Annotated in this window: 20 protein-coding genes; 18 read left to right on the top strand and 2 right to left on the bottom strand. The window is 63.0% G+C overall.

Going from position 1 to position 25,737, the window contains the following annotated elements; all coding sequences use genetic code 11:
- Positions 1 to 276: 276 nt before the first annotated feature.
- Entirely contained in the window at positions 277 to 1,092 is an 816-nt protein-coding gene (locus MRY17_RS09110; protein WP_181282606.1) for a hypothetical protein, read from the bottom strand.
- Between the two features lie 409 nt (positions 1,093 to 1,501).
- On the opposite strand from MRY17_RS09110, the gene MRY17_RS09105 reads away from it, so the two are divergent.
- From MRY17_RS09105 to MRY17_RS09095, 3 genes are read left to right on the top strand one after another with little or no spacing between them, the layout of a single operon-like run.
- A complete protein-coding gene (locus MRY17_RS09105; RefSeq protein WP_181282605.1) occupies positions 1,502 to 2,302 on the top strand; it encodes a glucose 1-dehydrogenase in 801 nt (266 codons plus the stop codon).
- Positions 2,295 to 4,121, top strand: a complete 1,827-nt coding sequence (locus MRY17_RS09100; protein WP_191953605.1) for a glycoside hydrolase family 15 protein — start codon at positions 2,295 to 2,297, stop codon at positions 4,119 to 4,121. Before MRY17_RS09105 ends, MRY17_RS09100 begins: the two co-directional genes overlap by 8 nt.
- A gap of 25 nt (positions 4,122 to 4,146) precedes the next feature.
- Positions 4,147 to 5,049 (top strand): alpha/beta fold hydrolase, encoded by a 903-nt coding sequence (locus tag MRY17_RS09095; RefSeq protein WP_181282603.1) that lies wholly within the window; start codon positions 4,147 to 4,149, stop codon positions 5,047 to 5,049.
- On the opposite strand, the gene MRY17_RS09090 is transcribed toward MRY17_RS09095, so the two are convergent.
- Positions 5,038 to 6,003 carry a GlxA family transcriptional regulator gene (locus MRY17_RS09090; RefSeq protein WP_181282602.1) on the bottom strand — a complete coding sequence of 322 codons (966 nt, stop codon included), beginning with the start codon at positions 6,001 to 6,003 and terminating at the stop codon, positions 5,038 to 5,040. The genes MRY17_RS09095 and MRY17_RS09090 overlap by 12 nt on opposite strands.
- 91 nt (positions 6,004 to 6,094) lie before the next feature.
- On the opposite strand from MRY17_RS09090, the gene MRY17_RS09085 reads away from it, so the two are divergent.
- The 15 genes from MRY17_RS09085 to MRY17_RS09015 all read left to right on the top strand — a co-directional run bounded on the left by MRY17_RS09085 (position 6,095) and on the right by MRY17_RS09015 (position 25,720).
- Entirely contained in the window at positions 6,095 to 6,775 is a 681-nt protein-coding gene (locus MRY17_RS09085) for a DJ-1/PfpI family protein (protein ID WP_191956154.1), read from the top strand.
- A gap of 222 nt (positions 6,776 to 6,997) precedes the next feature.
- Positions 6,998 to 7,513 (top strand): sigma-70 family RNA polymerase sigma factor, encoded by a 516-nt coding sequence (locus MRY17_RS09080; protein ID WP_191953609.1) that lies wholly within the window; start codon positions 6,998 to 7,000, stop codon positions 7,511 to 7,513.
- On the top strand, positions 7,500 to 8,450 hold the full coding sequence (locus MRY17_RS09075; protein WP_243353606.1) for a FecR domain-containing protein: 951 nt from the start codon (positions 7,500 to 7,502) through the stop codon (positions 8,448 to 8,450). The genes MRY17_RS09080 and MRY17_RS09075 overlap by 14 nt, the downstream gene beginning before the upstream one ends.
- 102 nt (positions 8,451 to 8,552) lie before the next feature.
- Positions 8,553 to 11,036: a TonB-dependent siderophore receptor gene (locus MRY17_RS09070; RefSeq protein WP_243353605.1), complete on the top strand. Its 2,484-nt coding sequence runs from the start codon at positions 8,553 to 8,555 to the stop codon at positions 11,034 to 11,036.
- A 392-nt stretch (positions 11,037 to 11,428) separates the two neighbouring features.
- Complete coding sequence (locus MRY17_RS09065; protein ID WP_124423067.1) at positions 11,429 to 12,868, top strand: undecaprenyl-phosphate glucose phosphotransferase; 1,440 nt, start codon at positions 11,429 to 11,431, stop codon at positions 12,866 to 12,868.
- Positions 12,868 to 14,328 carry a mannose-1-phosphate guanylyltransferase/mannose-6-phosphate isomerase gene (locus MRY17_RS09060; protein WP_181282597.1) on the top strand — a complete coding sequence of 487 codons (1,461 nt, stop codon included), beginning with the start codon at positions 12,868 to 12,870 and terminating at the stop codon, positions 14,326 to 14,328. The genes MRY17_RS09065 and MRY17_RS09060 overlap by 1 nt, the downstream gene beginning before the upstream one ends.
- Before the next feature lies 1 nt (position 14,329).
- Positions 14,330 to 15,241, top strand: coding sequence for a glycosyltransferase family 2 protein (locus MRY17_RS09055; RefSeq protein WP_181282596.1), 912 nt, complete (start codon positions 14,330 to 14,332; stop codon positions 15,239 to 15,241).
- Between the two features lie 29 nt (positions 15,242 to 15,270).
- Positions 15,271 to 16,047: a polysaccharide biosynthesis/export family protein gene (locus MRY17_RS09050; RefSeq protein ID WP_065952310.1), complete on the top strand. Its 777-nt coding sequence runs from the start codon at positions 15,271 to 15,273 to the stop codon at positions 16,045 to 16,047.
- Positions 16,048 to 16,061: 14 nt separating this feature from the next.
- Entirely contained in the window at positions 16,062 to 18,053 is a 1,992-nt protein-coding gene (locus MRY17_RS09045) for a GumC family protein (RefSeq protein ID WP_181282595.1), read from the top strand.
- Positions 18,053 to 19,243 carry a glycosyltransferase gene (locus tag MRY17_RS09040; RefSeq protein WP_191953611.1) on the top strand — a complete coding sequence of 397 codons (1,191 nt, stop codon included), beginning with the start codon at positions 18,053 to 18,055 and terminating at the stop codon, positions 19,241 to 19,243. The genes MRY17_RS09045 and MRY17_RS09040 overlap by 1 nt, the downstream gene beginning before the upstream one ends.
- Positions 19,233 to 20,561, top strand: coding sequence for a cellulase family glycosylhydrolase (locus tag MRY17_RS09035; RefSeq protein ID WP_191953612.1), 1,329 nt, complete (start codon positions 19,233 to 19,235; stop codon positions 20,559 to 20,561). Before MRY17_RS09040 ends, MRY17_RS09035 begins: the two co-directional genes overlap by 11 nt.
- An 8-nt stretch (positions 20,562 to 20,569) precedes the next feature.
- Positions 20,570 to 21,787 carry a glycosyltransferase family 4 protein gene (locus MRY17_RS09030; RefSeq protein ID WP_243353604.1) on the top strand — a complete coding sequence of 406 codons (1,218 nt, stop codon included), beginning with the start codon at positions 20,570 to 20,572 and terminating at the stop codon, positions 21,785 to 21,787.
- Positions 21,778 to 22,881: a glycosyltransferase family 4 protein gene (locus MRY17_RS09025; RefSeq protein ID WP_191953614.1), complete on the top strand. Its 1,104-nt coding sequence runs from the start codon at positions 21,778 to 21,780 to the stop codon at positions 22,879 to 22,881. Before MRY17_RS09030 ends, MRY17_RS09025 begins: the two co-directional genes overlap by 10 nt.
- Positions 22,878 to 24,311: an O-antigen ligase family protein gene (locus tag MRY17_RS09020; RefSeq protein ID WP_243353603.1), complete on the top strand. Its 1,434-nt coding sequence runs from the start codon at positions 22,878 to 22,880 to the stop codon at positions 24,309 to 24,311. Before MRY17_RS09025 ends, MRY17_RS09020 begins: the two co-directional genes overlap by 4 nt.
- Entirely contained in the window at positions 24,311 to 25,720 is a 1,410-nt protein-coding gene (locus MRY17_RS09015; protein ID WP_181282589.1) for a lipid II flippase MurJ, read from the top strand. The genes MRY17_RS09020 and MRY17_RS09015 overlap by 1 nt, the downstream gene beginning before the upstream one ends.
- Positions 25,721 to 25,737 lie beyond the last annotated feature (17 nt).

The raw sequence follows: 25,737 nt of genomic DNA, 5'->3' as shown, positions 1-25,737 counted from the left end.
AAGTCTTCGGTCGTAGGCGCCTTGAAACTGAACTTCGGCGAAGAAGTGAGGTTGAGCCCCTTTGCCTGAGATTTGCCTGGGCTTGGTTCTGTGGTTGCCGGAGCAGGCAGGCTTGCAACAGCGTACTGGGAGTGAGACTGGCGAGGTTCAAATGATGTCGAATTCATAGGCCATTACCTGTTCCAGTAGACGAAGGCATCCACGGGAGAGGCCGGTGGATGCTCTGTTCGTGGTAAATGCTTGCAAATGGTTCCCGCGTCGCCGAGAGGGCGATTTTCAGGCTGGATTCTGATCCGCATTCAGGTACCGATACAGATCCCCCCGGGTGATCTTGCCATCGCGCCAGAAGCCGTTGACATTATCCATCGAGCCTAACAGTTGCGAACGTTTCACGAGCTCATCCGCTAGCTGGGTAATGCGATTGGTTGACTCATCACCAGTAGGCGGGCGCAGCGCGAGCCCTTTCAACCTATTGACGTCGATGGCGTTTCTGTCGGCGCTCCACCACGGTCCTTTCAACGCGTTGAAGTTATCCATGACACGTTCAGCAAGTTCCTTGTCTACCTCAATCTTGAGCGGGTTGTTCGAGAGAATGAATTTACCGATGTCTTCTCTCGACAAGGAGTTATCCAAAGCACCTGTTCCTTTATCCCTATCAAGGGCCTTCATCAGGTCCGGCCGCCTGAGCAAATCCCTGGCCAGTTCGATGTTCTTGTTCACCTCCCAGTTCGGATTCCCGATCTTGGGGCGATCTGCCATGCGCTGTATATCTCCCGGCGTGACGGTCGGTTTGTACCAGGGTTTGAATGCGTTGTATCGACTTAACAGCCCTCTGGCCAACAGGTCGTTCTTTTGACTCTCATTATCTGGCAGCGTTGGATTGGGACGTGGAGGCGGGCCTGGATTCAATCCCCATGTGGGAGACTGCGCCGAACTACCGAAAACCGGGCCGGACTGACTCGCCGATTGCTCGAAACTCGGGCCCGCCGCGCCCGCAGCCTTGGCCACAGGGCTGGCCTGCGCGCCCGCAGAGGGCTGCGCGAAGTTGTCCGTTGATGGGGTGTACGCTTGATTGGATGCGGATACCGACATGTGGTGCTCCAGTTCTGATTTAGGGCGGTGCCTTGCTGCTGCAGCCGTACCAGCGATGAATGAACCGTGGCGCAGGTCTGCACCAGCAGGCATTTGCTATGTGGCAGTGCGATGGCATTGGGTTCCTCGACGTGTTGAAAACTTCTGAATGCGGGTAGGAAGGAGGTCATGGCAGATGAACAGCGAGCCGCGAAATTTTCCCCACCACGACACAATGCCAATCGCAGGTTCAGAACCCGACGCTGGCCCGTACGCACAAAGGCGTCGTGGGCCAGGTCTTCGGCCAGCTGACGATTCCTCAGGCGGCGCGTACGGGTGCCGAACAACTCGTCGTAGTGCTCGAAGCTGAACTTGTGCGCCGCCCTGCCAGTCAGCTAACTGAACTCACACACTTAAAGGTGGGCATTCCATGCAGCTCTCGTTGGATCAACAAGTGGCCCTCGTCACCGGCGCCAGCTCCGGCATCGGCGCAGGCGCCGCCAAGGCGCTGGCCGAAGCCGGCGCGGCCGTGGTGCTTAACTACAATTCCCAGGCGGCACCGGCCGAGGCGCTCGCCGCGCAGATCAATGCCAACGGTGGCCGAGCGATTGCTCTTGCCGGGGATGTGTCGAAAGAAGCCGACGTCGAACGCCTGTTCGCCCAGACCCTCGACGCCTTCGGTCATCTGGATATTCTCGTCGCCAACTCCGGCCTGCAGAAAGACGCCAACCTGGTCGACATGAGCCTCGAGGACTGGAACACGGTGATCGGCGTCAACCTCACCGGCCAATTTCTCTGCGCGCGCGCCGCCGTGCGGATTTTCAACCGCCAGGGTGTGCGTGAGGGCGTGTCTCGCGCCGCCGGCAAGATCATCCATATGAGTTCGGTGCACCAGTTGATTCCCTGGGCCGGGCACGTGAATTACGCAGCCTCCAAGGGCGGTGTGGAGATGCTGATGCGCACCCTCGCCCAGGAAGTCAGCGAACAGCGCATTCGGATCAACGGGATTGCGCCGGGGGCGATTCGCACGGCGATCAACCGTGCTGCCACCGAAGGCGCCGCCGAACAGGAGCTGCTCAAGTTGATTCCCTACGGCCGCGTCGGCGATGTGGAAGATGTGGCGAATGCGGTGGTGTGGCTGGCCAGCGACGCGTCCGATTACGTGGTCGGCAGCACACTGTTCATTGATGGTGGCATGAGCCTTTATCCGGAGTTTCGTGGCAATGGTTGATTTGAAGAACGAGCCACAAAGCCCCATCGATGCCCACGGCATCATCGGCGACATGCGCAGCGCTGCGTTGGTGAATGACCAAGGCAGTATCGACTTTTTCTGCTGGCCGGAATTCGACAGCCCGTCGATCTTCTGCGCATTGCTCGACAGCCCCGAGGCCGGCACCTTCCAGCTCACCCCGGACCTGCCCAATGCACGCCGCGAGCAGATCTACCTGCCCGACACCAATGTGCTGCAAACCCGCTGGCTCAGCGATACGGCGGTGGTGGAGATCACCGATTTGCTGGCCGTCAGCGAAGAAGTCGATGATCTGCCTCTATTGATCCGCCGCGTGCGGGTGGTCAGCGGCACGGCGACGTTCCATCTGCGCTGCGCCGTGCGCCATGACTATGCCCGCGCCAACACCCACGCCGAGGCCGTTGAAGGGGGCGTGCTGTTCAGCGCGGACGGTCAGCCCGGCCTGCGGCTGGCAGGCAGCCATCCGCTGACGCTGGACGAGGATGCGGCAACGGCCAGCTTCACCCTGGCCCAGGACGAAGGCGCCGAGTTCGTCCTCGGCGGCCAGGATGATCCACGCGTGACGAACGCCTGCACCGAGCTTTACCTGGAACGCACCTTGAAGTTCTGGCGCAGTTGGATCGGTCAATCGAACTACCGGGGACGCTGGCGTGAAATGGTCAACCGTTCGGCCCTCGCGCTGAAGTTGCTGACCTCACGCAAACACGGCGCCATCATCGCTGCCGCCACCTTCGGCCTGCCCGAGACGCCCGGCGGCGAACGCAACTGGGACTACCGCTACACCTGGATCCGCGACGCTTCCTTTACCGTCTACGCGTTCATGCGCCTGGGTTTTGTCGAGGAAGCCAACGCCTACATGCGCTGGCTCAAGGGACGGGTCAGCGACTGTTGCGGCCAACTGACAAAAATCAACATCCTGTACGGCATCGATGGCCGCCAGGAACTGCCGGAGACCACGCTGGATCATCTCAGCGGCCACGGCGGCGCCCAGCCGGTGCGCGTCGGCAATGAAGCGTTCGACCAGGTTCAGCTGGATATCTACGGCGAACTGATGGACGCGGTTTACCTGGTCAACAAATACGGCGAAGCCATCTCCCACGAAGGCTGGAAGCACACCGTGGAAGTGGTTGACCAGGTCTGCGAAATCTGGAACCGGCAAGACGTCGGCATCTGGGAAATGCGCGGCGAGCAGCACCACTTCCTGCACTCGCGCCTGATGTGCTGGGTGGCCCTGGACCGCGCCATCCGCCTGGCCTCCAAGCGCTCGTTACCGGCACCGTTCGCCCGTTGGGACCAGACGCGCCAAGCGATCTATGCCGATATCTGGAGCAACTTCTGGAACGAAGAACGCGGGCATTTTGTGCAGCACATCGGCAGCACCGCCCTGGACGGCTCGATGCTGTTGATGCCGCTGGTGCGCTTCGTTGCTGCCACCGATCCGCGCTGGCTGTCGACCTTGGAGGCGATCCAGAAAAGCCTGGTCCGCGATGGCATGGTCTACCGTTACCGCAACGACGACAGCCAGATCGATGGGTTGCAAGGCACTGAAGGCGCGTTTGCCGCGTGTTCGTTCTGGTACGTCGAATGCCTGGCCCGCGCCGGTCAAGTGGAAAAGGCGCACCTGGAATTCGAACAACTGCTGCGCTACGCCAACCCGCTGGGGCTGTATGCCGAAGAGTTCGACAGCCAGGCCCGGCACCTGGGCAACACACCCCAGGCGTTGAGCCATTTGGCGCTGATCAGTGCGGCGACGTTTCTGGACCGTAAACTCAGTGGGGCGAAAACGGTATGGCAACCATGACTTTCCCCCTGTTCAGGAGCCGATCATGACCACCCTCGCCCCGCTGCTCTACGTGCGCACGTCCATGCTCGATATCGCCTATGAAACCCATGGCCCGCTCGAGGGTGAGCCGGTGATCCTGCTGCACGGTTTCCCCTACGACCCTCGCGGCTACGATGACATCGCGCCGCACCTGGCCGAACAGGGTTACCGCGTGCTGGTGCCCTACCTGCGTGGTTATGGCCCGACGCGGTTTATCAACGAGCAGGTCATGCGTTCCGGTCAACAGGCGGCGCTGGGCAAGGACTTGCTGGACTTCATGGATGCGCTGTCCATCCCCTGCGCCACCCTGGCAGGCTACGACTGGGGCGGGCGCGCCGCGTGTATCGTCGCGGCGCTGTGGCCGCAGCGGGTGCGCGGGCTGGTGACCGGCGATGGCTACAACATCCAGAACATCGCCCAGTCACTCAAGCCGCGAGCACCTGAGACAGAACACCGCTTGTGGTACCAGTATTACTTTCACACCCAGCGCGGCGTGGATGGCCTGACGGCCAACCGGCGGGAGTTGTGCGAGCTGTTGTGGTCGTTGTGGTCACCGTCCTGGGCGCACGGGCCGAGCCTGTATGGGCAAACCGCGCCCTCGTTCGACAACCCGGATTTTGTCGAGGTGGTGATCCATTCCTATCGCCATCGCTTCATGTACGCGCCAGGCGACCCGGCGCTGGCGGTCATCGAGGAGGCATTGGCGCTGCAACCGCCGATTTCGGTGCCGAGCATTTCGCTGTGCGGTGCCGATGACGGCGTGGGGCCGCCACCAGCAGAAGACGACGATATCGAACATTTCAGCGGCTTTTATCGACGGCAAGTGCTGCCCGGCGTGGGCCACAATATTCCCCAGGAAGCGCCGCAGGCCACCCTGGCGGCGCTGCTGGAATTGCTACAGCGGTGAAAAGCGCTCGCGGTAAGCCTGGGGCGTCACCGACAGGGCCCGCAGGAAACTGCGCCGCAGGGTCTCTTCACAGCCAAACCCGCACTGCATGGCGATGCGTTTGATTGAGGTGCTGCTGTCGGCCAATTGCCGGCGCGCGCTTTCCACACGGAGCAGCTCCACGGCACGCGCCGGCGTCTGGCCGGTTTCGGCACGGTAGTGGCGCACAAAGCTGCGCTCACTCATACCGGCTTGAGCGGCCAGGGTGGCGATACTCAGGTCCAGCTTGAGGTTTTCGGCGATCCAGGCATGCAACTCGGCAAAGCGGCTGTCGCTCTTTTGCAGGGACAGGGTCACGCTGAATTGCGACTGCCCGCCGGGACGTTTGAGAAATACCACCAGGTGCCGCGCCACCTCCAGGGCGACGGCGCGCCCCAGGTCCTCCTCCACCAGGGCCAGGCACAGATCGATACCGGCGGTCACGCCGGCCGAGGTCCACAGTGCGCCTTGCCGGATAAAAATCGGATTGGACTCCACCGTCAGTGCGGGAAACTTGCGCGCCAGTTCTTCACAACGCGTCCAGTGCGTGGCCACGCGGCAACCGTCGAGCAGGCCACTGGCGGCCAACAGGAAAGCGCCGGTGCAGACCGAGGCCATGCGCCGGGTGTGCCGCGATTTTTCCCGCACCCAATGCACCAGCGCCGGGTCTTCGGCGGCGCCATATACGCCCCACCCGCCGGCGATTACCAGCGTGTCGCACGGCTGGTCGACGCCGGGCAGCGGATCGGCCAACAGCGCCAGACCCGCCGACGTCGTCACCGGGTTGGCCTGGTCAGCGATCACATTCACTGCGTAGGGCAAGGGCAAACTGCGCTGGCGCGCCAGGTCATTGGCCGAAGCGAACACCTGCAGAGGCCCGGTGACGTCGAGCACCTGGGCATTATCGAAAGCGAGGACATGAATGACTCTGGGCATGATTGGCGTGATCTGTGGGCTCAATGGCGTATGCGCCAAAGCCTAGGCCTCTACAGTGAAGCCGTCCACCCCTTTTCCTGGAGCGTCATTCATGACCTTGCACATCGGTTTTCTGCTGTTCCCCGGCATCCAGCAGCTGGACCTGACCGGCCCCTATGACGTGCTCGGTTCGCTGCCGGACGTGAAGCTGCACTTGGTGTGGCAAGAGCTGGCGCCTGTCACCTCCAGCACCGGCCTGGTGTTTACGCCGACCATGACCTACGCCGACTGCCCGAACCTGGACGTACTGTGCGTACCCGGCGGCTCGGGCGTTGGCGCCTTGATGGAAGACCCCACCACACTGGACTTCCTCAAGGCCCAGGCGCAAACCGTGCGCTACCTGACCTCGGTGTGCACCGGCTCGCTGGTGCTGGGCGCGGCGGGTTTGCTGCGCGGTCGCAAGGCCACCACCCACTGGGCCTACCACGACCTGCTCGCGCCACTGGGCGCGATCCCGGTGCACGCGCGCGTAGTGCGTGACGGCAACCTGTTTACCGGCGGTGGGATCACGGCGGGTATCGACTTTGCGCTGACCCTGGCGGCGGAGTTGTACAGCGAAGCCGCGGCGCAATTGGTGCAGCTGCAAATCGAATACGCGCCGGCCCCACCGTTCGACTCGGGCCGCCCGGATACGGCGCCCAGGCATGTGCTGGAAGAAGCCAACAAACGCACGGCCGAATCACGCAGGGTGCGTGGAGAGATTGTTGCGCGGGCGGCGGCACGCTTGGGTTGAGCTGGCGCCTGAATTCCCACTGATGCATGCAGATCTAAATGTGGGAGGGGGCTTGCTCCCGATTGCAGTGTGCCAGCCACAAAAGCATTGGCTGACACGCCCTCATCGGGAGCAAGCCCCCTCCCACCCTTTGAACCGTGCTCGACATCCGATTGCCCATTCCCACGCTCAACGACTAGAATGCGAAACATTATCAATTAAGACGGCTGCGCCGGGATGCCCATGTCGAGCGATCACCCACTGGACCATGCCGCCATCGGCCAGCTGTACCAAACCCATCATGCCTGGCTGCGCGGCTGGTTGAGCCGGCGTACCGGCTGCCGCGAGCACGCCGCCGACCTGGCCCAGGAAACCTTCGTGCGCCTGCTCAACGCGCGCCGGCAACAAACGTTGCAGCAACCGCGTGCTTACTTGAGCAGCATTGCGCGCAGCTTGATGATCGACCAATACCGGCGCCGCGAACTGGAACGCGCCTATCTGGAGAGCCTGGCGCATTTCCCGCAAGTCGAGGTACCGAGCGAAGAAACCCGCTTGCTGATCCTCGACAGCCTGGAGCGCATCGACCGTTTGCTCGATCAACTCAAACCGCGGGTGCGTGAGGCCTTCCTGCTGGCGCAACTGGACGGCTTGACCTGCCCGCAAATCGCCGTGCGCCTGGGCGTGTCCAGGGCCACGGTGGAGCGCGACCTGGCCAAGGCGCTGCATGCCTGCTATCGGTTGCGCTATGCGGACTGTTGACTCGCGCCTGGTGGATCAGGCGATCCAGTGGATGATCAAACTGCGTTTCAACAGCGCTGACGACGCCGCCACCGCCGCCTTTGAACAGTGGCTGCACACCAGCGCCGCGCATCAACTGGCGTGGCAGCGAGTGGCGACGATGAATGACGACTTCAGCCAATTGCCCGCGCATATCGGTCGCCACGCCCTGGATGGCGCGCGCCGGCACATCAGCCGTCGTGAAGGCTTGAAGGTGCTCGGGCTGTTGGCCGGTGCCGCCGGCTTGACCTGGCTGGGCCGCGACTACACGCCCCTGCCCGCGCTGATCGCCGACTACCGCACCGCCACCGGCGAACGACGCTGGGTGGCGTTGAACGAGGGCAGCAAGCTCCAGCTCAACAGCGCCAGCGCTATCGACGTCACGTTGACTGCCCAGCGGCGGCTGCTGAGCCTGCGTCAGGGTGAGGTGTTGATCCATACCGGCGCCGACAATCGCCCGTTCTGGGTCCACGCCCGCGACGGTGACCTGCGCGCCCTCGGCACGCGCTTTCTGGTGCGCGAAGAATCCCACGGCACGCTGCTGCGGGTGCAACAGGGTGCGGTGGCGGTGTTTGCCGACCGCCACGCCGCCCAAGCAAGCCAAGTGATCAAGCCCGGCGAACAGGTGCTGTTCGACCGCAACGGTATCCGCCCTGCCCCGACCAACGGCCTCGATCCCTGGGCCTGGAGCGAGGGAGTAATCAGCGCCCACGACATGCGTCTGGATGATTTCCTCGCCGAACTGGGCCGCTACCGCAACGGCCTGGTGCGTTGCAGTGAAGCCGTGGCCGCACTGCGGGTGTCGGGGACATATCAACTGGACGACACCGATCAGGTGCTGCAATTGCTCGCCCAATCGCTTCCGGTCACCCTGACCTACCGCAGCCGCTATTGGGTGACCCTGTCCTCGCGGGCTTGACCGGAAAAATAAATGAGGTGAATTCTCATCGCCGCTCGACCTGTAAGGAAAGGCCGATCAACAGGCCGGAGTTATCCACTTCTTTCAGGAGCATCCGCGGTCATGCAAGCGTTCCCCTCCCAACGTTTATCTCTCAAACATGCGGTACGGGCCGCTATGCTCGGCATCTGCCTGGGCGGTGCCAGCCTGCCCCTGGCGGCGCCGGCCGAGAGTGCCGCCGACACCCAGGCCCGCGATTGGCGGATCGCACCCGGACCGCTCGCTTCGGCACTGGACCAGTTCGCTCGCCAGGCCGGGATCAGCCTGTCCTACGACGCCAGCAGCGTCGCCGGCAAAACCAGCAGCGGGCTCAACGGCAGCTTTGACCCTGAACAAGCCTTGGCCCGGTTACTGCGTGATCAGGGCCTGCAAGCCCAACGCCAGGGCAACAGCACCTGGCTGCTGCTACCGCAAACGGCCGATACCGGCGCGCTGAACCTGGGCGCGACGATGATCACGGGCGATCGCCTGGGAGCAATGACCGACGGCACCGGCGCCTACACCACCGGTGCGGTCACCATTGGCAAAGGCGAGCACAGCCTGCGCGAAACGCCGCAGTCGGTGAGCGTGATGACCCGTCAATTGATGGACGACCAGAACGTCACCACCATCGACGACGTGATGGAGCGCACGCCGGGAATCACCACCTATGAATCGCCCATGGGCGGCAAATATTTCTATTCCCGTGGCTTCAAGATGCTTGGCCAGTACCAGTACGACGGTGTGCCGCTGGACATGGGCAAGGACTACGTACAGGCCGACAGTTTCAGCGCCAACATGGCGATTTATGACCGTGTGGAAGTGCTCAAAGGCGCGGCCGGCATGCTCAAGGGCGCCGGCACCGCCAGCGGCGCAGTGAACTTCGTACGCAAGCGCCCGCAGGCCAAGCCGACCTCCAGCCTGTCGCTGTCCGCCGGCACTTGGGACAACTACCGCGCCGATGTCGACGCCGGTGGGCCACTCAATGACAGTGGCACCGTGCGTGGCCGCGTGGCGTTCAGTCAACAGGATCGCGGTTCCTACATGGACATTTCCAAGCGCAAGGACCGGGCGTTCTATGGCGCGCTGGATGTCGACCTCAACCCCGACACCTCCCTGGGCCTGGGCGCCAGTTATGAGGACATCGATGCCAGCCCGTGCTGGGGCGGCTTGCCACGCTACAGCGACGGCAAGAGCGCCAAACTCAGCCGCTCCACGTGCCTGGGGCAATCCTGGAACGACTGGCAAAGCCGACGCGCCACATTCTTCGCCGACCTCACCCATCACTTCAGCGACGACTGGACACTCAAAGTCGCCGCCGTGCACAGCCGCAACCTGCAAGACACCAAATACGCCGCCAGCGAAGGTACCATCGCTTACGGTAACCCGCTGCCTACCGCCAATTCCTACGCGGCCTTGATGGACTATGACCACAAGGACTTCGGCCTCGATGCCTACCTGGATGGCACGTTCGAAGCCTTTGGCCTGGAACATGAATTGATCCTGGGCGCCAACGGCAGCCGTGGCACCCAGGACGACATTTACGCGATCCAGAACTTGCCCAAACGGCAAAGCATTTACCAACCCGACCACCACTTCCCGGAACCGGCCAATGACACCTTCTGGCCGAACATGTACCGCGGCGGCACGGTCAAGGAAACCGCCACGCAATACGGCACCTATGCCACGCTGCGCCTGCGCCTGGCCGAGCCGTTGATGTTTATCGTGGGCAGTCGCGTGAGCTGGTACGACAACCGCCGCGAGTCGAACAACCTGGGCTGGGGCGAATGGAGCGTGCAGGACGCACACACCAAAGAAACCGGCGAAGTCACCCCGTTCGCCGCGCTGATCTACGACCTCAACGAACACCTGTCGGTATACGCCAGCTACGCCGATATCTTCCAGCCACAGAGTTCCTACGCAACGGCCGATGGCGCGGCGCTCAAACCGAAAATCGGTAACAACTACGAGCTGGGCATCAAGGGCGAATGGTTCGACGGGCGCCTCAACAGCTCGCTGGCGCTGTTCCGCGCGCTCGAAAAAAACGGCGCCGAGACCGACTTCCTGAGTTTTTGCCCGACCTCCGCCGATGGCTATTGCTACACCGACACCGGCAAAGTGCGCGCCCAGGGCGTCGAAGCCGAGGTCAGCGGCCAATTGCTCGAGCGCCTGCAGCTGTCTGGCGGCTACACCTACACCCAGACCAAGTCGCTGAAGAACATCGACAGCAGCCTTGAAGGTGGCGCGTCCAATACCTACGTGCCCCGGCACATGCTGCGCATGTGGGGCGATTACCAGCTTGATGGCGCGCTGTCCAAGTGGAGCGTGGGAGCCGGCGTCAATGCACAGAGCAGCAATTACCGGATGCAGGGCATCAAGCTGGAGCAAGCCGGTTATGCCCTGTGGGATGCGCGCCTGGCCTACCGTGTGGATGACACCTGGACCGTCGCGTTGAACGGCAAAAACCTCTTCGACAAAAATTACTATCAAACCGTAGGCACGGCATCCTGGGGTAATTTTTATGGCGAACCGCGCAATTTCGCCGTCAGTTTGAAAGGCACGTTCTAACCCCCTCCGCAGGGGCGATGGCTTCACGCAATCGCCCCTGCGCGTCCCCTTTTCCTGCCACGTGAAAAAACCTTTTCACAGTCAGCAGGAAAATTCTCACATTTGTTCCTACACTCAAAATCACCTCCCAATGCCAAGTGCCAGTACAAGGAACGTCAAGCATATGACATGCAAAATTCTGATCTACCTCACAGCAATGCCGCATCCAGCAGCAAGCAGTCAATCTGTTGGCTAATTCGCATAAGGAATCTCTTTTTACCTTTTTCCCGCAAAACCACCTTCATTTGGATGGTTCCACTTGGATGATGGTCGCGTTTTAACCAGATGTAGCGCTCCGCCTGCTCAGTTGAACAGCCGCAAAGCGAACCTGGTATGCAATGAGGGATGTTTGTATGCGAGAGAAGTCATCAGTTGTCAGTTTGTTTTTGACTCGTGCAGGTTTCGTTGAATTTTTTGTCATTTTTGTCAAGTTGATCCATGGCCTGACTGCCATTTTGCCGCCGCTGGTGCTGGCGTTTTTCATCGACCCGATGGAACTCGAGATGCGCTCGCGCTTTCTGGGCCTGTTGCTGTTTTTCGCGTTCCTGACGATTATTTTGTTCCAGGCCCTGGGCATCTATTCCGAAGAACTGTTCAGCAACCGCCTGCGCTTGCGCGCCAAAATCGTGGCCTGGTCGTCGGCGTTCTGCATCCTGCTGTTCATGTACCAGATCCTGCAGGTGTTCCCGCAACTGAACCCGCGCAATCTTGTGGCTTGGTACTTCGCAAGCCTCGGGCTGTTCTGCCTGGAACGCATGATGATGCTGCGCCTGTACCGCAGTCTGATGCGCCGCGGCAAATACCTGCAACGCACGGTGCTTCTGGGCTTCACCGACACCGCCGTGCATATCGCCGACCACCTGCAACGCAATGGCGATATCCGCTCCGGCCTGATCGGTTTTATCGACGACCGCACTGAACGCATCCCCAAGGAGCTGAGCAACCTGCCGCTGCTGGGCAATACCCGTGACCTGGAAAAACTGATCCGCGCCGAGCAGGTCAACCAAGTGATGATCTGCCTGCCGTGGTCTGCCGAGCAGCGTATCCTCGGGCTGGTCAATCGCCTGCGGCAGATGTCGGTGAACGTCATGCTGGTGCCGGACATGGCCGCCCTGCGCTACGGCCACAGCCGCATTACCGACGTGGGCGGTATCCTGATGTTCAACACCTCGCAGCTGCCGCTGCGCGGCTGGGCGCCCTTTATCAAGCGCTGCGAAGACTTGTTGCTGGCCAGCATTGCCCTGGTGGTGCTGTCGCCGGTGATGCTGTTGACAGCCATCGCGATCAAGCTCGACTCCAAGGGCCCGGTGCTGTTTCGCCAGAACCGCTATGGCTACAACGACAATGAAATCCGCGTGTTCAAGTTCCGTTCGATGTTCACTGACCAAAGCGACTTAACCGCCGAACGCCAGACCACTCGCCAAGACCCGCGTATCACACGCGTCGGCCGCATCATCCGCAAAACCAGCATCGACGAGCTGCCGCAGTTGTTCAACGTACTGCTGGGCAACATGTCCATGGTCGGCCCACGCCCCCACGCCACTGCAACCAAGGCGGCGGGCATTCCTTTTGAACTGGCGGTGAGCGAATACAGCTCACGGCACCGGGTCAAGCCAGGCATCACCGGTTGGGCGCAAATCAACGGCTACCGGGGCGAAACCGATACCCTGTTCAAAATCCAGAAACGCGTCGAGTACGACCTGGAGTACATCTCCAAATGGTCGGTGTGGTTTGACTTGTACATCGTTTTCATGACGGTCCCGGCCGTCCTTTCCACCAAGGAAGTCTATTGATGAATACCCTCAACGGATTGATTCCCTGCATTATTTCCGGTGGTTCGGGCACACGCTTGTGGCCGGTGTCCCGGCAGAACATGCCCAAGCCGTTCATGCGCATGCGCGACGGCCAGAGCCTGCTGCAGAAAACCTTCCAGCGCGCCGCACGCCTGCCCGGTGTGGAAAGCGTGCTGACGGTGACCAACCGCGACCTGCTGTTTCGCACCCTGGACGACTACCGCAGCGTCAACAAGGCCCACCTGCCGCTAGACCTGCTGCTCGAACCGTTCGGGCGCAACACCGCAGCGGCCATCGCCGTGGCGGCGCTGCACGTGCAGGAACATTTCGGCGGCGACGCGCAACTGCTGGTGATGCCCGCCGACCATCTGGTGCTCGATGAAAGCGCCTTCGCCGAAGCAGTGGCCCAGGCCCGTGACCTGGCCGAAGCCGGCTACCTGGTGACCTTCGGCATTCAGCCCGACCACCCGGAAACCGGTTTCGGCTATATCGAAAAAGGCGAAGCGCTGAGCCAGGGCAACCGGGTCAAACGCTTTGTCGAAAAGCCCGACCTGGCCACCGCCCAAGCCTACCTCGACGGCGGCAAACACCTGTGGAATGCCGGCATGTTCTGCTTCAAGGCCAGCACCCTGGTGGATGAACTGAACACCCATGCCCCCGACGTTCTGATTGCTGCGCGTGCCGCCCTCGAACACAGCCAGCACCTGCAGAACAAAACCTCGCGCCAGCGCGAACTGGACAGTGACGCCTTCGCCAGCGCGCCGGACATCTCCATTGACGTGGCGCTGATGGAGAAGTCCGGGCAAGTGGCCGTGGTGCCATGCAACATCGGCTGGAGCGATATCGGTTCCTGGGAAGCCCTGCGCCAACTCACGCCAAGCGATGCCCAGGGCAACCAGGTCAATGGCGAAGCGATCCTGCATGACGTGCACAACTGCTACATCGACTCGCCCAAGCGCGTACTCGGTGCTGTCGGCGTGCATGATCTGATCATCGTCGACACCCCCGACGCCCTGCTGATCGCCGACGCCAATCGCAGCCAGGACGTGCGCTACATCGTGGCCGAACTCAAGCGCCAGAACCATCCGGCCTTCAGCCTGCACCGCACCGTTACCCGGCCGTGGGGCACCTACACCGTGCTGGAGGAAAGCAGCCGCTTCAAGATCAAGCGCATCGTGGTCAAACCCCAGGCGTCGCTGTCGCTGCAAATGCACCACCACCGCAGCGAGCACTGGGTGGTGGTCAGCGGCGCGGCGCAGATCACCAATGGCGAACGTGAATTCCTGATCAACGCCAACGAGTCCACTTATATACCGGCGGGGCACAAACACCGCCTGACCAACCCGGGCATCATCGACCTGGTGATGATCGAGGTGCAGAGCGGCGAATACCTGGGCGAAGACGACATCGTGCGCTTTGATGACATCTACGGGCGTGCGCCTGCCGAAGTGAAGAAGTGACATGCGCACCTCTTTGATCATCCCGACGCGTAACGCATCCAGCCACCTGGCGCGGCTGCTGCCCGCGCTGAAGATGCAGACCCTGCAGCCGGACGAGATGCTGGTGGTCGACAGCGCCTCCAGCGATGACACCGTAGCGCGCTTTCGCGACTACGGCGCGCGGGTCGAGGTGATCGACGCCCGCGACTTCAACCACGGCGGCACCCGACGCTGGGCCAGTGAACAGGTGAGCGGCGACGCCCTGATCGTGATGACCCAGGACGCCATTCCCGCCGCCCCCGAGACCTTCGCCAACCTGCTCGCGGAATTGCAGCAGGACCCGCTCAACGGCGTGGCCTACGGGCGCCAGTTGCCACACCCGGATGCCGGAGTGCTGGGGGCGCAGTCGCGACACTTCAATTACCCGGCCCAAAGCCGCAGCAAGCGCCTGGCCGATGCGCCGGAACTGGGGATCAAGACCTGTTTCAGCTCCGATTCGTTTTCCGTCTACCGGCGCAGCGCCCTGCACGCCGTAGGCGGCTTCCCCGCCGATGTCATCGGCAGCGAGGACGCCTACGTCGCGGCACGCATGCTGATCGAAGGCTACACCGTGCGCTACGCCGCCTCCGCGCAGGTGTACCACTCCCACGATTACCGGCTCATGGACGAGTTTCACCGCTACTTCGACATCGGCGTGTTCTACGGTCGCGAACCGTGGATACGCCAGGCCTTTGGCGATGCCGGCGGTGAAGGTAAACGCTATGTACTGGCTGAACTCGCGGCATTGCGCGCAGCCGGTGCCTGGCACCGCGTACCTGAAGTACTGGTGCGCAGCGCGTTCAAGTTGCTCGGCTATCGGCTGGGTCATCAGGAACGCCGGCTACCTCTGGCCCTCAAGCGGCGCATCAGCATGTTCCCCGGTTATTGGAGGTGAGCATCATGACCTACAGGAAATCCTATTTGATGAAACGAACCGTGCTCGTCCTGGCCATGATGGCCTTGGCCGCCTGCAATACACCCGCGCGCATCGTCGCGCCTGATGACAAGACCGTCGAGGAAGGCAAGCGCGCCCTCGACCAACTGGCCCAGCTGCCGCCGGCGGTGGAACGCATCCGCGTCGGCGATCAGTTGCGCATCGTGCGCGACGCCGGGGAAATGCCGACGCTGTCGGCGTTCAACGTCAGCACGATCTACGAGCTGACGCTGTACACGGTGCAAAGCGACGGCAAGATCAACTACCCGTTCCTGGGCCCGATCCAGGTCGCCCGGCGCACGCCGACGGAAGTGGCGGACGAGCTGAGCAACAAGCTCGCACCGGTGTATCGCGAGCCGCGGGTGACGGTGAACATCAACCAGGCGCCGGCCAATTCGATCATTGTTGGCGGCGCGGTGAACAACCCGACCACGGTGGCAATCGCCTCGGCCAACACCCTGGAGCAAGCCATTGTCGGCGCCGGCGGGGTGAACCCGGCGGGCAATGCGAGCATGGTCGCGCTGCTGCGCGAAGATACCCAGGGCGTCTATCGCGCCTACTTCCTGGACTTCAGCCAATACCTCAAGACCGGTCCCAACGGGCGCAAACAAGTGCCCCTGCAACGCGGTGACGTGGTGTTCGTGCCCAAATCCAACGTGGGCGAGCGCATCCAGGGCGTGGATACCTACCTGAACCAGTTGATCCCATTCACCAAGTCGATCGGGGTTGGCTACAACTACACCCGAACCAGCGGCGGCAGTAACTAAAGGAGCGACATCCCATGATCGAGATCCGTTCTTTTCGCGATCTTCTGCGCCTGTTCTTCATCTTTCGCAAAGAGTTCAGGCTGGCGGCCATCGCGGCGCTGGTGATCATTTTGCTGGGGGCTTTCCTGCTGCCGGCCAAGTACGAATCCACTGCGCGCCTGCTGGTCAAGCCGGGGCGTGACTCGACGCTGCCGATCGAAATCAGCAACCGCCAGGCGCTGGTCATGCCCAGCACCCAGCGCGACCCGATTGTCGATGAAGAACGCCTGCTCACCGGGCGCCCGATCGTCCGCGCGGTGGCCGAGCATTACCTGGAAGTCATCGACAAAATGCCGCCGCCGGAAGGCGTCTGGAAGCGCACCAAGTTCTATGTCAAAAACGGTATCGGCGCAGTGTTCGACGGCGTACGGGTGGTGCTGGAAACCGTGGGCGTCGTCGAAAAGACCACACCGGTGGAGCGCCTCGCCGCGAGCCTGGAAAAGAACTTCGAAGTCAGCCACGCGGCAGGCTCCACGGTGATGGACATCAGCTTCAAATGGGGCGACCCGCAAATCGCCCAGGCGGTGGTCAAGAGTTGGGTCGAGACCTACATCAACGAACGCACCGAGGCCCTGGGACGCAAGAGCCTGTATGCCTTCTATGAAGGTCAGGCAGCCAACAGCGCGACCGAAATCAAGAGCTACAAGCAGCAGATCCTCACCCACCTGAACCGGATCGGCGCGGCGAGCATCACCGATCGCCTGGAAGATTTATCCGAACGCATCAACGTACTGCGGGGCGAGACGTTCAACACCAGTCGCTTGATCGCCTCGTCCGACAGCGCCATTGCAAGCACGCGCACCCAGCTCAAGACCCAGCCCAAGGAAGTCACCACGGTCCGCCAGATTGCGCTGAACCCGCAGCAGCAGGACTTGCGCCGTCTGCTCAACCAGAAGCTGCTGGAAAAAGCCGACATGATGCGCACCTACACCGATAACGCGCCACCGGTCAAAGCCCTGGACGCGTCGATTCGAGCGATGCAGGTCCAGGTCTCGAATGAAAGCAACACCGTGCAAAGCTCGGAAAACCGCGCGCCGAACACACTCGAAATCCACCTGCAGCGCGTGCTGCTCGATGAGTCCAGCAACAACCTGGCGTTGCGCACCCAACTGGTGCAACAGCAGCAGCAACTGGTCAACCTCGAAGCGCAACGCAAGGAGGCCCTGGAGATTGAACCGGAGCTGGCGCGCCTGTCCCGTGAGCTGAATACCACCGAGCGCAACTACGCGTTGTACGTGGACAACCTGGAAAAATCGCGCATCGACCGTGAGCTGGATAACAGCCAGATCAGCAACATTGCAGTGATCGAGGAAGCCACCCTGAACCCAGGCCGCATTTTCCCGAAAACCCTGCTGATGCTGTTTTTGGCAATCCCGTTCGCCATCGTCGTCGGCCTGCTGGTGGTCTACCTGTGCTACCTGCTCGATCAACGCATCCACGATGGCGGCCTGGTGGAACGCAAGTTCGGCCTGCCGCTGTGGACCACGCTGCCGGAGCTGGACACCAGCACCGCGCAAGGCACCAACGCGTTCAATGCGAGCATCTACCGGTTGTACGGCCTGCTGCAGTTGGACCGCGTGGCCGAACGCGGCCTGACCCTCGGGCTGACCTCGGCGCGCCACGGTGAAGGGGTGACCTTCGTGGTGGAGCAACTGCGCCAATTGCTCCAGGAAAACGGTATCACCGTGCGCGTCGGCGGGGCTGATCCGGCGGCACCAGGCGAAGTGGTGCTGCTGGACGCCTCGGCGCTGCTGGACAACCGCGATGCCTTCGTCAACCTGCGCCGCGCCGACCTGATCGCGCTGGTAGTGGAAGCCCAGAAAAGCACGGTGCCGGTGGTCGAGCACGCGCTGTCGATCCTCAACACGGCGTTCGGCAAAGTCGACGGCATCATCATCAACCGGCGCAAATTCGAAGTGCCGGCCAAAGTGCTGCGCACCATCGCCAAATACCGGGGGGCGTTCTGATGCGCATCGCCCTGCTCGCGCCTTTGCCGCCGGAAAAGAACGGGATCGCCGACTACGCGAACCATTTCAAGACGGCACTGGAGCAGTTGGGCGTGACGGTGCTGACACCGTTGAGCGGCGTGGAAGGCTCGAGCGCGGCGATCAGGCAGGCTGTTGCCGCGTTCGACTGGCGCAGCGTGGACCTGGTCCACGCCGAGCTGGGCGGCGGGCGCCTGGGGGAGTTCCTGGCTCTGCGCGAGTTGCACAAGGGCTACCCGGACCTGCCGCTGACGGCCACCGTGCATGACCCCGAACGTATTGTGTGGCGACGCGAGCACTTGCCCTTCCCGCTCAACCTGCTGGAGCGCCTGCCCAGCCCGTTGCCGCAGGCGGCAGTGGTGTTGGCAGACCCGCTGACCCTGCGTGAAGAACGTCAGGTCGCGCGGGGCCTGACGCGGTTGATTACCCTGACCCGCCTGGGCGCCGATTGCCTCAGCCAGAGGATGCAACTGCCGGCCGGTAAGGTGGCGGTCATCCATCACGCCAACCTGGCGATTCCAGCCGTGGCCTTGCCGCCGCTGGATACGCTGCACCTGCTGTATTTCGGTTTTATCTACCGTGGCAAAGGCATTGAAGACCTGTTGCAGGCCCTGGCCGCCGTCTTCGAGCAAGCCCCCCAATTGCGTGACCGTGTGCGCCTGACCCTGGCCGGTGGCACTGCCGCCGAAATGGCGTTTGGCGCGGGCGGCAATTACCTGGAGCAGTTGAACCGCCAGATCGCCGACCTCGGCCTGGCAGGCGCCATCGATTGGCGGCTGAACCTGCCGGCTGACGAGATAGCTCAAACGATCCAGGCCCACCATGTGATGGTGCTGCCGTACCGCGAATCGAAAAAACTCGGCCTGCTCGGTCGTCAGCGCGGCACCAGTGGCGCGCTGTCCTGGGCCGCCGCGTGCGGGCGCGGAGCAATTACCTCCGATGCGCGGGCGTTTGCCGAGGAAGTTGCCAGCGGTAACGGCGCGATCTATCCCGAAGGCGATGTGGCTGCGCTGGGCGAACAGTTGTTGCGCCTGGCGCGTACGCCGAGCCTGGCCCAAGAATGGGCCGAACGCGCCGGGGCAATCGGCCGCGAGCGTCTGTGGCCGCTGACGGCGCAGCACTTCAAGCAGCTCTTCGAACAAGCAATTGCAGGAGCCCCGTATGGCGCGTAAACGTACCTACTTCGCCACCCTGGCGCTGGTCGCCGTCCTGGGCCTGACCGCCTTTATCTGGGGGCGCCAGGCCGACGCCGAGAACCATGTGCTCAAAGGCAACAAGGTAGTGGTGTGGAAGGACTTCCTCGGCGTCAACGCGCAGTTTCTGTGGTTCAGCCCCGAGCGTTACCAGTTGCAGATCGACCGCCTCAAGGACCTGGGCCTGGAATGGGTGCGTCTGGACCTGCATTGGGACCAGCTGGAGCCCGTCGCCGACCAATACCAGGTGGCGACCCTGGACCAGTTGGTGACCAAGCTTAAAGACAACCAGCTCAAGTCGGTGTTTTACCTGGTCGGCTCGGCGCCGTTTATCACCACCGCGCCGGTGGGTGCGCCGTATCAGGACCAGTATCCGCCGCGAGACCCGAATGTGTTTGCGCTGCGCATGGCGCTGTTGGCCCAGCGCTACCCCAGCGTCGACGCCTGGCAGGTGTGGAACGAGCCGAATTTGCTGGGTTTCTGGCGCCCCGAGGCGGACCCGGCCGGTTATGCCAGGCTGCTGAGCACCACCGCCGCCGCATTGCGCGCCGTCGCCCCGAACAAACCGGTGGTGGCCGCCGGCATGGCGTTTTTCAGCGAAATGCCCAACGGTCAGACCATGCTCGATGCGCTCGATGCCCTCGGCGTGCCGAGCCTGGGCGCGGTCATGTCCTACCACCCTTACACGCAACTGCCCGAAGGCAACGACCCGGCCAACCTCGACTTCGTGGCCAAGACCACCGCCCTCAACCAGAAGCTGCGCAACAGCGGCGTGAAAACCCTGTGGAGCACCGAGTGGGGCTGGTCGAACTACCTCGGGCCCAAGGAAGCCCAGGACATCATCACCCAACAGGGCCAGGCCGATTACGTGATACGCCGCCTGGCGCTGATGAGCGCGCTGGATTTCGACAAGATTTTCCTGTTTACCCTGAGCGACCTGGACCAGCGCGCCAGCGTACGCGACCGTGCCTACGGCTTGCTGGATATCGACGCCAAGCCCAAGCCGGTCTACACCGCGCTGAAAAACTTCCTCGACGTCAGTGGCCCGCAACTGACCCCCGGCGACCCGCCCACCGCCGACCAATTGCCCGACGGCCTGTTCAGCATCGGCTGGAGCCGCGCCGACGGGCGCAAGCTGTGGTTTTTCTGGTCGGCCAGTGGCGGTAACGCGCACCTGCCGGGCCTCGCCAGCGCGACCCTGTACGACCCGTTGCGCGGCACGCAGACACCGGTGAGCGGCCCCAACGGGCTGACTGTCCCGGTCAAGTCGAACCTGCAAATTCTGTTATGGGATTGAAGCCCGCCATGCGCATTTTATGGATCCTGCCCTACTCGCCCTGGCCCGCCACCAGCGGCGGCAAGACGCGCCAGTTCCACCTGTTGCGCAGCCTGGCAGCGCGTGGGCACCGGATCACCTTGCTGCTGCACGACAAGCACCCGGTGTCGCTGACCGATCGCCAAGTGCTGGAGGCGTTTCTTGAGCAATTGATCATCCTGCCGCGCCGCCCGCTGCGCAGCGTGAAAACCCTGGTGGCCGGGCTGTTTGCGCCTTACCCGTTGCTGGCCAGCGTCAACGGCCTGTCGGGAGCGCTGCAGGACCGGTTCAACCAACTGCTCAACGAACATTGGGACGTGGTGCAGGTCGAGCACACCTACACCTTCCAACCTTACGAAGAGGCCCTGGTACGTAAATCCCAACCCTTTGTGCTGACCGAACACAACGTTGAGTCGGCGCTCGGCGCGGCCACGTACGACCGCTTGCCGCGTTGGGCGCTGCCATTCATTCGCTATGACCAATGGCGCTACACGCGCTGGGAGCGTCGCGTGATGCGCCAGGCCACCCAGGTGGTGGCGGTCACCGACAGCGATGCGCAGGTGCTGGAAACAATCGCCGGCAAACCGGTGCCGGTGGTGGTCAATGGCGTGGACTGCGATCACTTCGCCGCTGCCCGCCCTGACCCGTCGACCCGCCGCGTGCTGTTTCTGGGCAACTATGAATACGCGCCGAATGTGGATGCCATCGAATGGGCCCTGGATGAAATCCTGCCCAACGTCTGGGAGCGCTGCCCCGACGCGCGCATGAGCGTGTGCGGCTTCGGCATGCCCGCCAGTTGGCGCGAACGCTGGCAGGACCCGCGCATCGAATGGCAAGGCTTTGTGCCGGACCTGTTGAGCCTGCAATCGAGCTGTTCGGTGTTTCTTGCGCCGTTGCGCCATGGCGGTGGTTCAAAGCTCAAGGTGCTCGAAGCGCTGGCCGCCGGCCTGCCCCTGGCCAGCACCGAACAGGGCGTGTCGGGGCTGGACCTGGTGGACGGCCTGGATTACCTCGGCGGGCAAACCGCCGCCGGCCTGGCGGACGCTGTGGTACGCCTGCTGCAGTCGCCCGAAGCCGCCGCACCCATGGGTGAAGCCGGTCGCGCCTATGTGCGGCGGGCCCATGACTGGAGCGTGGCCGCCAGCCAACTGGAGCAGGTATACGCGACCCTTGCGCCGCTCAATCAAAAGGAGCCCGCATGCGTGTAGGCCTGGATTACCGCACCGTCGGCACCTCACCGCAATCGGGCATCAGCCGCCAGGTGTATGCGCTGGAAAACGCCCTGCGCAGCTTGCCGGGCCTGGAACTGGAGCGGTTTACCGTGGCGCCTTTGGGCGATGAAATGCGTATGCGGGCCCACTGCCCGGACTGGGGCTGCGCGAAAACGGCGATGCACCAGCCGCAGAATCGCCTGCGCTTCGAAGCCGGTTTTTTACCCCGCGCCCTGCGCGAACAGCACATCGACTTGTACATCAGCACGTTCAATATGGGCCTGCCGTTACCGCCCAAATCCAAGGGTTTGCGTACCGTGGTGCTGCTGCACGACCTGTTCCAGATCACTCTGGACAACTATCACGCCAGCCGCCTGAAGGCACTGGTGTACAAGACCACCGATCGCCTGTCGATAGCCTACGCGGTACGCAGCGCCGACCGGGTGTGGACGCCCTCCCAATACAGCGCCGACGAAACCGCGCGGCTGTTCCCCCAGGCGGCAGGCAAGATTCGCATGCTGCCCAATCAGGTGGACGGTTTCAACGAGCCGGCGGCGGACCTGTCGGCGCGTCAATTGCCCAAGGGGTTCTGGCTGCTGGTCGGCACCCGTGAATTGCGCAAGAACGTGCCGTTCCTGGTGGAGGCCTGGCAGCAGGCGCGGCGCTTGTCCGTCAACGTGCCGGAACTGGTGCTGGTGGGCAGCCTGGAGCATTTGCCCGAAGCCCAGCGCACGCTGGCGGGCATTCATGCGTTGAGTGGCGTGTCCGACGCCGAGTTGCACGGGCTGTACCGCCAGGCGTCACGCGTGTGGCAACCGTCCTACGCCGAGGGTTTCGGTTTGCCGGTGATTGAAGCGTTGAGCGTCGGCACCCCCGTGGCCGTGGCCAGCGGCACCTCGCTGGACGAAATCACCCCGCCGTCCGCGCCGCGCTTTTCACCCACCGATGGGCCCGCCCTGGTCCAGCTGATGCTGAGCCTGGGTGAACGCGGCGATGAAGGCACACCCGAAGACCATCGCCAATGGGCCGCACGTTTCAATCAACACGCCTATCGCCGGCGCCTGGCCGAACTGATCGAGGAACTGAAATGAGACTCCCTCTGGCAAGCCTCGTCGCGATCCTATTCGGCGTACTGTTTGGTGTGGCCGCCCTGGCGCTGTCGCCAGCCAAGGCGTTTCTCGCCGTGATAGGCCTGGCGGCGGCCGTGACCATCCTGCGCTTTCCCTTCTGGGGCTTATTGCTGTTCGCCCTGGTCGCGACCTTCATGCCCTACTCCACGCTCAACCTGGGCATCCGCAGTACGGTGTGCGAAGCCATTCTTGCGCTGACCTGGGGTGCAGTGCTGTGGCACAGTTTTCTGTCACGCCTGCCGGACGCGCCGCGCCTGGCAAGCCGCCCCACCGACCAGATGCTGTTGTGGCTGATGCTGTTCAGCGTGTTCCCGTTTATCGTCGGCCAAGTCAGCATCCACGCCGAAACCAGCGGCGTGGCCAACTGGCTGCGCTGGTTGTTGAACTTGTCCGGAGTGTTTCTTACGGCCAAGTTGCTGGTGGACTACAAGCGCCGCGAAAGCCTGGTGATTGCCTTGCTGCTGGGCACCCTGGCGATGCTGGTAATGTCGATCGCGGTGTTCGTGCGCACGCGTTCCGGGGCAGGGATTGCGCCGATCCTGGCACTGCTCAATTACGGCAACTTCGACATGCTGAAATTCGGCCTGGAAGCCATGTCCTCGCGCATGGGCTCGCCGTGGATGCACCCGAATGCCATCGGCGGAATCATGGCGCTGCTGCTGCCCCTGGCCTTCTGCTACGGCATGACCGAACAGGGTTGGAAACGCGCGCTGGGCCTGGGCGTGGCGTGCCTGGGGGCGGCGGCGTTGCTGTTGGCCAGCAGCCGGGGGGCGATGGTCAGCCTGGCGCTGGTGCTGATATGGCTGGCCACTCGGCGCGTGCCGTACACCGGACGTTTACTGATGATCGGCGCTGCGCTGACTGTGGCGCTGGTCATGGCTTATCCGCCGTTGCAGGAACGCCTGGCGACGATTTTCTCGTCGAGCAACGCCAGCACCGAGGTGCGGTTCGACGAATACAGCATGTTTGGGCAGGCCGTGGCGGCTTACCCGTTCGGCATCGGTTTCAAGGTTGACCCGCCGGTGCCGGGCACGCAGTTGCTGGGGATCTCCAACTTGTGGCTGAACTTCATCTACAAGACCGGCGTGGTCGGCATGCTGTTGTTCATCGCGGTCACCGTGCGCTGGTGGCGTGAGGCCCGGCCGGAAAAAGGCCCGATCCGGCTGACCAAGGACAACGCATTGTGGCTGGGCAGCATGGCCGGGATTCTGTCGGCGCTGGTCAGCGGTCTGTTTGACCACTATTTCAGTTTTGCCGTAGTGATGGTGGCGCTGTTCTGGCTGATGGTGGGGATTAACGTGCTGGAGGCGCGCCGCCTGTTTCCGGCGCGCCTGCCCCAGGTCAAGACGGTGGCGTTCAGCAAGCCAGTGCTTGACGGCGCGCGGTCCTGATGCTCGGCTCCGCCGCCTGGCTGACCGTGGCGACCCTGCTGGGCCTGTGCCTGGGATTTGCGCGCGAGTGGTTGCTGGTGGCGGCCTGGGGCGCGGGCGAGCGCAGTGATGCGTTTCTGATCGCGCTGTTCCTGCCCGAGGCGCTGCGCATGTCGCTGGCCGGTGGCGTATTGAGTGCCGCCGCATTGCCGTTGTATCTACAGCGCAAAGACGGCGAACGCCTGGACTGGCTGGCGGTGCTGTTCCCAGCGTTGATGCTGATCGCACTGATCACCAGCCTGTTGCTGATGCTGTTGGCGCCCTGGCTGGTGCAGGCGCTCGGCCCTGGACTGGCGGCCGGCGCCACGGCGCTGGCCGCGAGCAATCTGCAGATTGTGGCGTGGTGTGTACCGGGCTTGATGCTGCATGCGCTGTTCAGTGTTCCATTGCAGGCCAGCGAGCGCTTCGTGCTGGCGGGGTTGGGTTCGCTGCTGTTCAACCTGCCGCCGGTGACGTACCTCGCAGTGGCAGGCACCGCCAGCCAGCCGCACAGCCTGGCGCTGGCGTGCCTGGTCGGCAGCGCATTGATGCCACTGGCGCTGCTGCCGTCGCTTTGGCGCCAGGGCTGGCGACCCTGGCGCATGCAACTGTCGCTCGCCCCCTTGCGCGAACTGGGCCAGCGCATCGGCCCGCTGTTGCTGAGTAATGGTGCCAGTCAGGGCCTGGCGTTGATCGAGCGCCTGGTGGCGTCGCTGTTGGGGGAAGGCGCGGTGACCTGGGTCAACCTGGCACGCAAGCTGATGAACCTGCCGCTGATTGCGCTGATGAGCCTCAATCAAGTCCTGCTTGGGATGATGAGCCGACGCCAGGGCGATGAACGCCTGGCCCTGCTCAAGCGCGGCCTGGAAACCGCCAGCGTGCTGACCCTGCCGGCAGGCGTCGGCCTGGTGGCGGCGGCACCGAGCCTGGTGGCGCTGCTGCTGCCCAACCAGGCGGCGGGCTCGCCGCTGCCGCCGTTGCTGGCATGGTTTGCCGTGCCCCTGGTGTTCGGTGCATGGAACGCCCTGCTCGCGCGTTACGCCTACGCCGCCGGCGATACCCGTCAGCCGCTGCGCTGCGAACTGCTCGGCAGCCTGGTCAACGTGCTGCTGCTGGGCGTGCTGCCGTTTGTGTTTGGTTTGGCTGGTATTCCGCTGGCGGCGCTGGCGGGCGTGGTCTGTACCGCGCTGCTGCTGATGCAACGCCAGGCGTTGCTCAACGCCCTGCCCTGGGTGCGCCAATGGCTGCTCAGCGCCGTGCTGGTAGGGCTGGCGGCCCTGGTGTTATTTGGAATCGACGACGTGTGGCTGCAACTGGGTTTGAGCACCCTGGCGGGCGCCGTGGTGTTGCTGGGGATGGGGCTGTGGCTGAAGCCGTGGCGCAAGGCGTGAATGATCGTTCGGGACGA

Source organism: Pseudomonas orientalis (assembly GCF_022807995.1).
Taxonomy (GTDB): Bacteria; Pseudomonadota; Gammaproteobacteria; order Pseudomonadales; family Pseudomonadaceae; genus Aquipseudomonas; species Aquipseudomonas orientalis_B.
The sequence above is the reverse complement of the archived record's forward strand: the minus strand, read 5'-3'. Positions and strand labels throughout refer to the sequence as shown.